Source organism: Asticcacaulis endophyticus (assembly GCF_014652575.1).
Lineage (GTDB): Bacteria > Pseudomonadota > Alphaproteobacteria > Caulobacterales > Caulobacteraceae > Asticcacaulis > Asticcacaulis endophyticus.
The window spans coordinates 283327-295626 of record NZ_BMZB01000003.1; the positions used below are offsets into that span (position 1 = coordinate 283327).

Genomic DNA, 12300 nt, shown 5'->3' on the forward strand with positions numbered 1-12300 from the left:
TTCGGAATTGGGTCTTGAAGGACACAGCGGCAAAACGACGAATAGGTCTGACGCTGATGCGGGCGTCCAGGGGGCTGCGTAACGCAAGTCCTGCGGGCCTTAGTATGGCCGCCGCCTATGTTTTGTCGGCGCTGATTACCGCGTTCATCATCTGGATGATTATTGCTACGCCGGGGACAGGCCCTATCGGCCCGGCCAGTCGTGTCTTGTTCATTCTGGTATGCCTCAACCTGTTGCTACTGCTGGGGCTTTGTTTTTTCGTTGTTCGCAGAATCTATCAGATTGCGCAATCGCGCGGCGCCGATGCGGGAGCACGGCTGCACCTTAGATTTGTCACCCTGTTTGCGCTGGCGGCGGTCACACCAGCCTTTGTGGTGGCCTTGTTCTTTGGCGTGTTGGTCAACCGTGGCGTGGAAACCTGGTTTAGTGCCCGTGTTCAGTCTTCGGTCGAAAACGGGGCCAAGATTGCCGAGCTATTTGTTGATGAACAACAGAAGATTGCGCTCGATACCGTTGAAGACATCGCCCGTAGCATCGACCATGAAGAGGGGCGGGCCCTTTTCCCCAATCGTCTGGCGTTTGCCATGGCTTTGCAGGATTTGGCGGCATCGCGGGGCGGGTTGGCGGCGATTTATCTGATTGATCGAAGCGGACAGGTTCTGGCACGGGCCGAAAGTGAAGATGCGCCGGTTTATCTGGCCCCACCCCGCGATACTATTTCAGAAGTCTCCGGAGGGGAGGCGCGGGTGGCGCTGTTTTCAGGGCCCGATGCCGTTCGTGTGGTCTATCCCCTAACTATGTATGACGGCGCACAGCTTTATGGGGTCAGGCTGCTGCAACCGGGCATGATGACGCGTCTGTCCAGCGTGTCGCGGGCTGTGGTTGATCTGCGCGAAGCTGCGGAAAACTCTAATCGAGTGCAAGGGGTTTTTGCGCTCGCCTATATAGAGACTGTTCTTCTAGTGCTGGTTGGTGCCGTTTGGGTCGGGGTATCGGCTGCGGATGCGATTGCGGTGCCGGTTGCCCGGCTTGTGCAGGCAGCCGATAAGGTCGCGGCAGGCAATTTAGATGCGCGCGTTGTCACCAGTCATCAGTCAGAAGACATCGCTGTGCTGTCACGAGCGTTTAACCGCATGACCAGCGACCTGCAAAGTCAGCAGGCGGCCCTAAAGTCTGCGGGTGAAGAGGCCGAAGCGCGGCGGCGGTTTATCGAAACCGTGCTGTCGGAAATCTCCGCCGGCATCGTAGGTATAGATGTTTTGGAGCATATATCCGCGATCAACCGGCATGCCGCGAGTTTTCTCAGCGTTGTAGGCGAGGATGCCATCGGCTTTAATATACGCGAATTAGTTCCTGAAATTGCTGATCTTCTTGATAAGGTATCGGTCTCAAAGGTTGAGGAACAAGAGGTCGATCTTATCCGCAAGGGGGAGACCCGGCGTCTGCGTGTGCGCATCTCAGGGCTTGAAACCGGCGGGGCCGTTATCACCTTTGACGACATTACACGTTTGGTGGCCGCCCAACGTAATGCGGCCTGGAAAGATGTCGCCCAGCGTATTGCTCATGAGATCAAGAACCCTCTGACCCCGATTCAATTGTCGGCGGAGCGCATTAAGCGCAAATACCGTGACCATATTGACGGCGATCTGGAAGTCTTTGATCGCCTGACCGACACCATTATCCGTCAGGTCGGTGACATCGGGCGGATGGTGGATGAATTTTCGGCCTTTGCCCGTATGCCTGTGCCAAATTTTGCCGAAGAAGATGCCGCTGAGTTGGTGCGGCATGCCGTATTTGCTCGTCGCGTTGCCGATCCGGACATACAGATCGATATTATTGAGCCTCTACCGGACACGAAAATTGTCTGTGACGGACGCCTTCTGGCTCAGGCCTTAGGGAACGTGCTTAAAAACGGCGGTGAGGCGATTGCATCGCGACAACTGGCGGCGCAAAAACTTGCGGAACAATCTGACCTTGTTGCGCCCGCGCCCACCAAGGGGCGTCTTCGGGTTGAAATGTCGATAAGCGATAGCGTGGTTCGCATCGACATTGAGGATAACGGCATCGGTCTGCCCGATAAGGATCGCGACCGCTTGACTGAACCCTATGTGACTACGCGCGACAAAGGCACTGGACTGGGGCTCGCGATCGTCAAGCGTATTGTTGAGGACCACGGCGGTGATTTCAGTTTAAGCGATGCGACGCATTTGAGCGGAGCGCGCGCGACTCTGCGGTTACCGCATACACAAATTATGACCGATGCCACAGATACTGTGGCAAGGCAGGACACTACCAATAAGATGGTGAGGCTGTGATGAAAGTATCTTCGGGTGTTGATATTCTGGTCGTCGATGATGAGGCCGATATTCGCGAATTGATTGCGGGCATATTGGAGGATGAGGGATATTCGGTCAGAACCGCCTCCGATTCTAATGCGGCGCTGAGGGCAGTGAAGGCACGCAAGCCCTCGCTGGTTGTGCTCGACATATGGATGCAGGGTGGTGGCCTTGATGGCCTAGAGCTTTTGGATGTTATCCGTGAGCTTGATCCTGATATTCCGGCAGTTATGATTTCTGGCCACGGCACGATTGAGACTGCCGTGTCGGCCATCAAACGCGGGGCTTATGATTTTATAGAGAAGCCTTTTAAAACTGAGCGTCTGATCATGATTGTTCAAAGATCGCTTGAAGTGGCTTCGTTGAAACGTGAAAATCGCCGCTTACGGAATCAAGCCGTTGTACCGGACGGTCTCGTGGGTAATTCCGCCGCAGCACAGCTATTGCGGACAACGATTACCAAGGTCGCTGGCGCCAATTCACGCATCATGATTTCTGGCCCTGCTGGATCGGGAAAAGAACTGGTCGCGCGCATGATCCATGATGCGTCGCCGCGCGCCAAGTGCGAGTTCGTACCCATATCATCTGCCGGTATGACGCCGGAGCGACTGGACGTTGAGTTGTTCGGCGAAGAAGGCGAGGGCGGTCGGCCACGCAAAATCGGGGTGTTTGAGCGCGCGCATGGCGGCACACTGTTCCTCGATGAAGTGGCCGACATGCCGATGGAGTCACAAAGCCGAATTTTGCGGGTTTTAGTAGAGCAGCGTTTTGTACGCGTCGGCGGTGTTAACGATGTTCAGGTTGATGTGCGGGTTATTTCGTCGACCTCCAAAGATCTGCAACAGGAAATCGCCGCCGGACGCTTCCGCGAAGATTTGTTCCATCGCCTGAATGTGGTGCCTGTGCGTGTGCCGGGCCTTTCCGAGCGTCGCAGCGATATCGCCGAACTGGTGCAGTATTTTATTGAGCGCATTGCCTCAGCACAGGGCCTGCCCAAGCGAATCTTAAGCGAAGATGCTATGGCGACGCTACAGGTACATGAATGGCCGGGTAATGTGCGCCAGTTACGCAATAATATTGAGCGGTTGCTGATACTGGCCTCCGGTGACCCGAACGACCCAATCACCTCCCATATGTTGCCATCGGAAGTGGTTGAATCCGCCGTCGCAGGCGCGATACGTCCTGAACGCATCATAGCGCTACCGCTCAGAGAGGCGCGGGAAGTATTCGAGCGTGAATATCTGTCGTCGCAAATCGTTCGGTTTGGCGGAAATATCTCGCGCACGGCCAACTTTATTGGCATGGAGCGGTCAGCCCTGCACCGTAAGCTGAAAAGCCTTGGTCTGGCCCATATCCGTGGTGCCGAAGACGAAGATATGTAACTGAGTTTGAGATAAAGCTATGTCCAGAATTGCCTATGTCGATGGCCGATATGTACGTCATGCCAATGCCTGTGTTCATATCGAAGACCGGGGGTATCAGTTCGCTGATGCCGTTTATGAGGTTTGGTCGGTATTCAATGGCCGTTTGGCCGACACACAAGGCCATCTTGACCGGCTTGATCGCAGCCTGAATGAGCTGCGCATTGAGACACCAATGACACGTCCGGCGCTATTGGTGGTGCTCTATGAGGTCATTCGCCGCAACCGTATCAAGGACGGCATGGTTTACCTTCAGGTCAGCCGTGGCGCGGCCCCTCGCGATCATTTTTTCCCTGCTGGCGTAAAGCCCACTTTGGTGATAACGGCCCGATCTGTTGACCGCAAAGTAGCCGCAGCCAAGGCCGAAACTGGTATAAAAGTCATTACTCAACCCGATATTCGCTGGGGAAGATGTGATATCAAAACCGTAGGTTTGCTGCCAAATGTATTGGCTAAACAAGCCGCCAAAGACGCAGGAGCTTCGGATGTTCTGTTTGTCGATAGCGAAGGTTTTATCACCGAAGGCGGCTCGGCCAATGCCTATATCGTGGATCAGGCCGGTGTAATCCGCACGCGCAGTCTGACGGCAAATATACTGGCAGGTATAACGCGTGCACAGCTCCTGAAGATTTTAGGCAGCACGGATATTCAGGTCAAAGAAGAGGCGTTTTCAGTCGCGCAAGCCCTGGGCGCCAAAGAAGTGTTTGTCACGGCGGCCACCAGCCTGGTTATGCCGATCGTTGACATCGACGGCCATAAAATCGCTGATGGCAAACCGGGGCCGGTGGCGACGGCTCTACGGGCCGCCTATATCGAGAATGCAATTGCGAACGCCTGACATTTCGGATCGAAAATTTATCGTGTAAAGTGTTGCTCTTAGCTTGTGATGTGGCTTATGATACACATCTATGTCTGTGTGAGAGGTAATGTGCCTCTCAGGATTCAACGAGAAGGGCCAACCAATGTCCCACGATAAAAAACAAAACCTGCAAGACACGTTTTTGAACAGTGTCCGCAAAACCAAAACCCCTTTGACCATCTTCCTCATCAATGGTGTGAAGCTTCAGGGCATTGTCAGCTGGTTTGACAATTTCTGTGTCCTGCTCCGCCGTGACGGTCAGTCGCAACTGGTTTACAAGCATGCGATATCGACCATCATGCCCGCCGCACCGGTGCAGCTCTATGAGCAAGAGGACGATTCCGACGATTAAGTCCGGAACTTTTCCGGGCATAAGGATTGATATTGACCGGTAAATACGTAGATCACACACCTGACATTCAGCGCACGGTCGTGGTTGATCCTGAAATTTCGTTTCACGGCTCGTCTCAAAAAGTAGAACAAGCCATTGAGCGTAAATATGATGACTCACGTCTTGATGAAGCTGTGGGCCTGGCACTTGCGCTTGACCTTGAGATCGTGGGCACTTTGACTGTGCGCGTACGCAAGCTTAATCCGGCTACATTGTTTGGCCAGGGTAAGGTCGATGATGTGCGCGTCATGTGTGAAGAGCTTGAGGCCAATCTGGTCGTTGTTAACGGCAGCTTGTCTCCGGTTCAGCAGCGCAATCTGGAAAAGGAATGGGGTGTAAAGGTCATTGACCGGACCGGCCTCATTCTTGAAATTTTCGGACGCAGGGCCCGTACTAACGAAGGCAAGCTACAGGTTGAACTGGCGCGCCTTGAGTACGAAAAATCAAGATTGGTGCGCACCTGGACCCACCTTGAGCGGCAACGCGCCACAGGTACAACCGGCGGCCCTGGGGAAACTCAGATCGAACTCGACCGGCGCATGATTGCGGACAAGATCAAGCAGCTAAAAAGTGAGCTGGAAGAAGTGCGCCGGACACGCGGACTGCACAGGTCTGCGCGGAAAAAAGTGCCATATCCGGTTGTCGCTTTGGTCGGATACACCAACGCCGGCAAATCGACCCTGTTCAATCATCTGACGCAGGCTGAGGTTCTGGCAAAGGACATGCTGTTTGCGACACTTGATACAACGCTGCGTACGCTTAAGCTGCCCAATGGACGCTCAGCGATCATTTCGGATACAGTTGGATTTATTTCCGATCTGCCGCACGAGTTGGTAGCTGCGTTTCGCGCAACGCTTGAAGAGGTCATGGAAGCGGATTTGATCTTGCACGTTCGTGATATGTCGAATCCGGAAGCTGATGCCCAGGGTAAAGACGTCGAGCAGGTGCTTAAAGTCATCCTGCCGGATTTGGATCGCAGCCGGATGATGGAAGTGTGGAACAAGATCGACCTGATGGATGACGATAGTCGCGACGTTTTACAGACGCGCGGCATCCTGCATAAGGCCGAAACCAAACCCTATCTGGTGTCTGCTATTACGGGAGAGGGGATTGATGCACTTTTGCAAGCCATCGCCCGCAAGGTCGATCAGGAGGGTACTGAGCTTGATATCACCCTTGATCCCTCGCAAGGCAGCCTTATGGCATGGGTATATCAGAATGGACGTGTGCTTGACCGTTTTGACTATGAAGATGGCCGCGTCCAGCTTCATGTCAAATTGTCAGATCAGGCCTTGGGGCGTTATGAGCGGATGGCGGCAGAAGCCTAAAACACGCCCTAAAATAGACTCAGTGTTTCGTCGGAAAACTCCACCTGAGCCACAATTTTAGACACGGCAGGATTAGAGTTAGAAGGGGTCGCGGTTTGCAGCCCCTTTATCATGCGGTTGGCAAAGGCGGGTTTGTTTTTTTCAATTTCAATTCGCAAGTCTTTGGGTGTGTCTGTCAATTCGTACTTATGAGTCCAGGACATAAACTCGACCAGTACCGGCGCCAGATCTGCGCCCTTTGAGGTCAAGCCATAGATAACTTTACGCTTATCAGTTGGGTCGATCTGGCGTGAAATCAGGCCGTAGGCTTCGAGCTTTACCAGGCGATCCGTCAGAATATTTGTGGCGATTTTTTCCTCGGCGTTCAGGAAGGCCTGAAAGCTTTTTCGCCCCTTGAACATCAGATCGCGAATGATCAGCAGTGACCAGTTATCGCCCACAGCCTCCAACGCCAGATTTATGGCGCACCGTGAGCGCGGCACTTTGGATACTGATGTTTTGGTGGCCTTCGGGGACGCTTTCTTCAGAGCCTTGGCCGGAGATTTACTGGTTTTCCGTGGCTGATTTTGAAGCGCTTTTGCCATATTAACACCACGCCTGATTTACTTGTGATGCAAAAGCCTTATCCGATTCTGGAGGATCGCGACAAGGCTACTTGCAAAATGGAATTGAAGCCATCACCGGACTATTTTCAATTCACAGCATAATCCACATTAAAATCATGCCCCTTGACATCGATCGCTTGTCAGAGCGTGCGACTCCGCCAAACATCATGACACGTTTTTGCAGGGGCTCGCCATGACATTTAAATGTGACACACCACTGTCTGACTTGCCGGAATCGGGGCGCATCCAAATCCGCTGCACGAAATGCGGATTAATGCGCCAAACGACACCACGCGACCTGATGCGTGTCGGGCGTTTCAATGCCAATATAAAACTCGACCAGTTGGAACGGGCTTTTGAGTGCGACCGTCAGGTTTGCCGCAGCCCGGTTACGTTTACCCCCTTTGGCGCTATTGGCACCCTGACCGCCTAAGCGTCTGTGCGTACTCACTCAAAAAAATGTGATTAGCCATGATAGCCAAGATAGTGAACATTGTTCACGATAAAATTCGGGGCGGAAATCAGTGTCTAAATCCATAAATCCTACGCAGTCATCATCCCAAGTCAACATGGCTCAGTTATTGGCCTTTGTCGGGCCGTGCCTGCCGTTCGCCGCCCTTGGCTTACCGTTGGCCGTTATATTGTCTGAATATTATGCCAGCGAAATTGGTCTCAGCCTTGGAACGGTTGGCCTGATTTTCATGAGCGTCAGACTTGTCGATATATTCGTTGATCCGGTTGTTGGCTGGGCGATGGACAAGACACGTACGCGGTTTGGGCGGTTTAAAGTCTGGATGGCCATTTGCCTGCCCATCCTTTTTGTCAGCACGGGATTCATCTTCTTAGCCCCCACAGGCGCGTCGCCCGCTTACCTGTGGGTGTGGTTACTGGTTATCTATATTGGCTTTTCAATTGCGGCCCTGTCGCAGTCTAGCTGGGGCTCAGTGTTATCGACTGACTACGATGAGCGAACTAAAATCTTTGCCTGGTGGCAGATGGCCAATATTGTCGGCATAATCGCCGTTTTGCTAATTCCGGTTATAGTTCAGTCGGTTTTACACGGAACCTATCGTCAGGCCGTACAATATATGGGCCTGTTCATAATGGTTTTGTTGCCCATTATGATCGGTATCGCCCTCTGGAAGGTGCCGGAGACGCAATCCGATGCGCCACTTCACAATGTCCGCATCAGCGACTATTTCCGAATGCTTAAACGACCGAATGTCATTCGGGTGCTGCTTGCCGATCTTTGGTTAGGTCTGGCTCCGGGCATCATGGGCGCTTTGTTCTTTTTCTATTTTATGCAGACCAAAGGGCTAACGCGCGAGCAGTGCTCAATCAGCATGTTCCTGTATTTCGTCGCAGGACTGGTCGGGGCACCGTTGTGGACCTGGGCCTCTAAAAAGTACAATAAGCATCGTACACTTATTGTCTCGGCGCTGATTTTTGCGGCGGTCTATGCGTTGCTGGCCTTCCTGCCTGCTGGAAACTTCCTGCTGGCCGCCTTTTTGGTGTTTCTGGCAGGCATTCCCTATGCCGCCTCCTTACTGCTGACGCGCGCCCTGATGGCCGATATCGGCGACGAAGTGCTGGCTGAGTCCGGGCAGGACCACAAAGGTGCGCTAATGTCGATATTGTCGGCCACCACCAAGCTGGGGTACGCATTTTCGGTTCTTACCATGTCGGCATTGGCCGCTTTGGGATTTGATAACAAGGCGGCTTACAACACGCCTGAGGCTTTGATGTGGGTTCAGATATTTTTCATAGGGCTGCCGGTCGTCTTTCTTTTGCTGGGGGCGTGGGCTATGAAATCCTATGACCTGACGCCTGAACGGTTCGCGAAAATTCAGGCCATGCTCGCCGACAAAGGATTGATACGCCATGCCCCTTCCCAATCGCCCGGCCATTGACGACCTTTTGGAAGTTATGAACCGGCTGCGGGCAAGGGAAGGCGGTTGCCCATGGGATATTGAGCAGACCTTCGATACCATAGCGCCTTACACCATCGAAGAGGCCTACGAAGTCGCAGATGCGATTGCGCGCAAGGATATGCGTGACCTAAAGGAAGAACTAGGGGATCTGCTGTTTCAGGTCGTATTCCATGGCCATATCGCCAAGGAGCAGGGGCTGTTCGATTTTGATGATATTGCCCGTGCGATGACGGATAAATTGATCCGCAGACACCCGCATGTTTTTGGGGCTGAGTCTGAGCGGACTTCTGACGAACAGACCGTGGCCTGGGAGGCCATAAAGGCTGAGGAACGCAAATCCAAAGCCAAACATGGCATTCTGGATGATGTGCCTATTGGGCTGCCAGCGCTTACCCGTGCCGCGAAACTTACCAAACGCGCCGCACGGGTTGGTTTTGACTGGCCGGATCTTCGGGATGTGCTAGCCAAACTGGATGAAGAAACCGAGGAACTAAAGGTTGAGATCGAGGCGGGTAATCTCGAAAATGCCAAGGCTGAACTGGGAGATTTGTTGTTTGTAATGGCTAATTTAGCCAGAAAACTTGATGTAGACCCTGAGGAAGCTCTACGGGGGACTAATGCAAAATTCGTCCGCCGGTTTTCAGTGATTGAAAGCGCACTTGCCGAACGCGGCCTGACGCCGGATCAGTCCAATCTGGAAGACATGGACGCGCTCTGGAACGAAGCTAAAAAGGCCGAGCGCGATGCGGCATCCGACCTGAGTTAAATCCTGATACCCATCTACGGCCGCAAAGTCGGTAAAAGTGCGAATGGTAAGCAGACCGCTTACGTATCAGAGGCGAAAACCGCTCTGAATAGTTTCATCTCGTCGAGCGTTGCTGATCGCTGCTTTGCCTACAGTGCGCAGGAAAGCTTCCTTTGAGGATGTAGCTTCATCAAGAAGATGACGCTTATACAGGGAAACATAGAGAGCGACGGAATAGGCTTGGCAATTGATCGAGCGTTCAGGATTGAACTCAATGTCGGTAAAAGCTGAATAATTTAGAACCGGTTCGGCCAAGCTGGGCTGCTTTTTTAGTGCATTTATATAGAGCCAATCATAGAACGCAGTTTGTGGTTCAAGTGCCCAATCCGTGCCGAAAAAACGAAATCCAGTCAGACGGCCAGACGATCGCAACCGCTCGTCTTTTTTCGCTTCGAGTGATGTCATGCCTAAAATGTCAGTAAAAGGACCGCCACGCTCAAAGACTTTGCTGCTTTGATACGCACACTCCACGCAAAATGTTTTTTTATATTTTATGGTTGTGAATGACAGATTGAATGCGCTGAGCGCCACCCCTAGTTCATCGCGAGACTTACTGGACACCTCAAGAATCTTGCTGATACTGGGCAGTCTGCTCGCAGCAGCGTGCAAGGAATCGACTGATTTTTGCTTCTGCGATGCAGCCATACCGGGAAACCACTGGAAATCAACGTACTTCGTGCGAACTAATGCAGATCCTTCAGTGACGGGGATAAAGATAGGTCTCTCTGCCATTAACTTACCTATTGATACTTCCTAAAATATCCACGAGTGGCAAACATCCCCTTGTTATTCGCGTGAATGTAAGTCTTTCTGTCGCCAAGATGAGCGACGTAGGTGTCACGCACTGCCGCTTTCTCAAAGACAGCTCCGATGATGTCCTGTGGTTCCACCACATCAAAGACAAGAACTTCTGCTTGAACATCAGTGGGGTCGAATGCTTTGAGTTTCTGGTCTTCTCGTGGGGAATGATCTTCGATTTCCTCGAACATCCCTACAAAGGCCTGAGATGCCTTAAGTACGTCAATATGCAAATTACTTATACGAGCATCTGCCGCATTGTGGCGGCAGAACGCACAATCCTTAGTCCAGAGCACTGACGGGCGAAGCACGAGCACAGTCCAATCAACATCTTTGCAGTCCATCCTGTACTTGTAAAACATCTGACTGTTCGGAAAGCCGATGGAAACCGATGTTCCATCGGGGTGGCCGTCCAAGCGGATTTCATCATTTATTTGCGGTGCAACACCAATCTCATTGCTCCGACTAATTGGATAAAGTCCATGCTGCATGATCGAGGGCAGGTTTGCAACACGCGTAAAATGTAACAGATAGGGAACTTCGATCGCTTTTGCGTGTGCCTGAATCGCCTGCTTAGACATATTTCGCCCAGTCATTGTATGCTAGCTCGGGATGGTCGCGCAATCACAACCAAATGGCAAGTGCGGATCGTTGCGTATACCGGCGGACAGAGTGAGATTGGCTGCGCTTCGCTGCGCCGAAACCTACGCGCTAGGGCGCTACGGTTTTCGAACTCGCTTTCATCCGTGAGCTCAAGTCCACGCTCAGCACTTCAATAAAAAAGGCCCCATAACGGGGCCATTTTTATTGAAGTGGCGGACAGAGTGAGATTCGAACTCACGGTAGGCTTCCACCTACGGCGGTTTTCAAGACCGCTGCCTTAAACCACTCGGCCATCTGTCCGCACGAGCAAGGTTTTGGGTCATAACCCGACTTTCCCGCAATTCCAAGCCGTTAACTAAGATTTTTCTCATTTTCAATAAATTATACACAAGCCTCATCACTTGATGGGGGCGGCAATGTGTAATGCGTAGGGTACGGGATGACGATATATTCCGATATGGGAAAAGTCAGGCGTTCTGAATGGCTCAAATCCGGGGCGCGCCATCTGTTGTGGGTGTTAGCAATCATCTGCTTTGCCCTGATGAGCGCCTGCGCCGGACCGAAATACAAAATCAACAGCTATCCACCCGTCGCCGGAAATGGCACCTATCATTCTGGCACCCTCAAGCCCTACAAAATTCGCGGCCAAACCTACAGGCCCAGCATCCCCAACAAAGGTGATAGCTGGGTGGGCACCGCCTCATGGTATGGCGCAGAATCACCTAACCCGACCACAGCCAATGGCGAATATTTCAACCCCAACGCCGTTTCCGCAGCCCATAAAACCCTGCCTTTACCGTCAATCGTCGAAGTCAAAAATTTGGATAATGGTAAAATTTTAGTCCTGCGGGTCAATGATCGCGGGCCTTTCATTGATGGCAGACTGATTGACCTGTCAAAAGGGGCGGCTCGTGAACTGGGTGTGCTGGGGACGGGGACAGCCAAGGTGCGTGTCACCTTTTTGGGCCCCGCCGTACAAGGTCAGCAGAGCGCTTCGATTGCCGCAAATGATGGTCGTTACCGCGTCCTGCTGGGCAGTTTTGCCGTTAAGGAAAACGCTGATCGTGCCCGTGATAGGCTTAGTGATATTTCCATAGAGCGGAAGGGTGAGCTTTATGTCGTATCCATGGGGCCCTATGACGGTCCGGACAAGGCTGAGCGTGCCCGGCAAAAAGCCTTATCCGAAGGCTTTTTCGATGCGGTTCTGCGCAGAGAGTAATTTG

General features: G+C 52.5%; 12 protein-coding genes and 1 tRNA gene. 9 read left to right on the forward strand and 4 right to left on the reverse strand.

The genetic code is table 11. The features are described 5' to 3' along the window. Nucleotides 1-104 precede the first annotated feature (104 nt). The 5 genes from IE102_RS12430 (at nt 105) to hflX (ending at nt 6335) form a co-directional block, all read left to right on the forward strand. Nucleotides 105-2315, forward strand: coding sequence for a sensor histidine kinase NtrY-like (locus tag IE102_RS12430; RefSeq protein WP_229807736.1), 2211 nt, complete (start codon nt 105-107; stop codon nt 2313-2315). Further along, nucleotides 2315-3718, forward strand: coding sequence for a nitrogen assimilation response regulator NtrX (gene ntrX, locus IE102_RS12435; RefSeq protein ID WP_189487127.1), 1404 nt, complete (start codon nt 2315-2317; stop codon nt 3716-3718). The genes IE102_RS12430 and ntrX overlap by 1 nt, the downstream gene beginning before the upstream one ends. A 19-nt stretch (nt 3719-3737) precedes the next feature. After that, nucleotides 3738-4595 (forward strand): D-amino-acid transaminase, encoded by an 858-nt coding sequence (locus IE102_RS12440; RefSeq protein WP_189487130.1) that lies wholly within the window; start codon nt 3738-3740, stop codon nt 4593-4595. Between the two features lie 124 nt (nt 4596-4719). After that, the gene (gene hfq / locus IE102_RS12445) at nt 4720-4968 is read left to right on the forward strand and encodes an RNA chaperone Hfq (protein WP_189487146.1); all 249 of its coding nucleotides are present in this window, start codon (nt 4720-4722) and stop codon (nt 4966-4968) included. A gap of 32 nt (nt 4969-5000) precedes the next feature. Further along, nucleotides 5001-6335, forward strand: a complete 1335-nt coding sequence (hflX, locus tag IE102_RS12450; RefSeq protein WP_189487149.1) for a GTPase HflX — start codon at nt 5001-5003, stop codon at nt 6333-6335. 8 nt (nt 6336-6343) lie between these two features. Here hflX and IE102_RS12455 read toward each other — a convergent pair whose 3' ends face one another. After that, entirely contained in the window at nt 6344-6775 is a 432-nt protein-coding gene (locus IE102_RS12455; protein WP_229807737.1) for a winged helix-turn-helix transcriptional regulator, read from the reverse strand. 358 nt (nt 6776-7133) lie between these two features. Between IE102_RS12455 and IE102_RS12460 the strand changes: the two genes are divergently transcribed. From IE102_RS12460 to mazG, 3 genes are all read left to right on the forward strand, one after another. Further along, a complete protein-coding gene (locus IE102_RS12460) occupies nt 7134-7373 on the forward strand; it encodes a hypothetical protein (protein WP_189487155.1) in 240 nt (79 codons plus the stop codon). Between the two features lie 136 nt (nt 7374-7509). Further along, nucleotides 7510-8850 (forward strand): MFS transporter, encoded by a 1341-nt coding sequence (locus tag IE102_RS12465; protein WP_189487157.1) that lies wholly within the window; start codon nt 7510-7512, stop codon nt 8848-8850. After that, nucleotides 8822-9637, forward strand: coding sequence for a nucleoside triphosphate pyrophosphohydrolase (gene mazG / locus IE102_RS12470; protein WP_189487159.1), 816 nt, complete (start codon nt 8822-8824; stop codon nt 9635-9637). The genes IE102_RS12465 and mazG overlap by 29 nt, the downstream gene beginning before the upstream one ends. Nucleotides 9638-9703: 66 nt before the next feature. Here mazG and IE102_RS12475 read toward each other — a convergent pair whose 3' ends face one another. The 3 genes from IE102_RS12475 to IE102_RS12485 form a co-directional block, all read right to left on the reverse strand. Further along, on the reverse strand, nt 9704-10408 hold the full coding sequence (locus tag IE102_RS12475) for a DarT1-associated NADAR antitoxin family protein (protein WP_189487161.1): 705 nt from the start codon (nt 10406-10408) through the stop codon (nt 9704-9706). Between the two features lie 8 nt (nt 10409-10416). After that, the gene (locus tag IE102_RS12480; protein WP_189487163.1) at nt 10417-11055 is read right to left on the reverse strand and encodes a DarT ssDNA thymidine ADP-ribosyltransferase family protein; all 639 of its coding nucleotides are present in this window, start codon (nt 11053-11055) and stop codon (nt 10417-10419) included. A 232-nt stretch (nt 11056-11287) separates the two neighbouring features. Continuing rightward, nucleotides 11288-11377 (reverse strand) — tRNA-Ser (locus IE102_RS12485). Nucleotides 11378-11516: 139 nt separating this feature from the next. On the opposite strand from IE102_RS12485, the gene IE102_RS12490 reads away from it, so the two are divergent. Then, nucleotides 11517-12296, forward strand: coding sequence for a septal ring lytic transglycosylase RlpA family protein (locus IE102_RS12490; protein ID WP_189487165.1), 780 nt, complete (start codon nt 11517-11519; stop codon nt 12294-12296). Nucleotides 12297-12300 lie beyond the last annotated feature (4 nt).

Excerpts from the sequence above, each read along its gene's own strand:
- IE102_RS12430 (WP_229807736.1), top strand. The coding sequence starts at position 105 with ATGGCCGCCGCCTATGTTTTGTCGGCGCTGATTACCGCGTTCATCATC.
- ntrX (WP_189487127.1), top strand. The coding sequence starts at position 2,315 with ATGAAAGTATCTTCGGGTGTTGATATTCTGGTCGTCGATGATGAGGCC.
- IE102_RS12440 (WP_189487130.1), top strand. The coding sequence starts at position 3,738 with ATGTCCAGAATTGCCTATGTCGATGGCCGATATGTACGTCATGCCAAT.
- hfq (WP_189487146.1), top strand. The coding sequence starts at position 4,720 with ATGTCCCACGATAAAAAACAAAACCTGCAAGACACGTTTTTGAACAGT.
- IE102_RS12460 (WP_189487155.1), top strand. The coding sequence starts at position 7,134 with ATGACATTTAAATGTGACACACCACTGTCTGACTTGCCGGAATCGGGG.
- IE102_RS12465 (WP_189487157.1), top strand. The coding sequence starts at position 7,510 with ATGGCTCAGTTATTGGCCTTTGTCGGGCCGTGCCTGCCGTTCGCCGCC.
- mazG (WP_189487159.1), top strand. The coding sequence starts at position 8,822 with ATGCCCCTTCCCAATCGCCCGGCCATTGACGACCTTTTGGAAGTTATG.
- IE102_RS12475 (WP_189487161.1), bottom strand. The coding sequence starts at position 10,408 with ATGGCAGAGAGACCTATCTTTATCCCCGTCACTGAAGGATCTGCATTA.
- IE102_RS12480 (WP_189487163.1), bottom strand. The coding sequence starts at position 11,055 with ATGTCTAAGCAGGCGATTCAGGCACACGCAAAAGCGATCGAAGTTCCC.
- IE102_RS12490 (WP_189487165.1), top strand. The coding sequence starts at position 11,517 with ATGACGATATATTCCGATATGGGAAAAGTCAGGCGTTCTGAATGGCTC.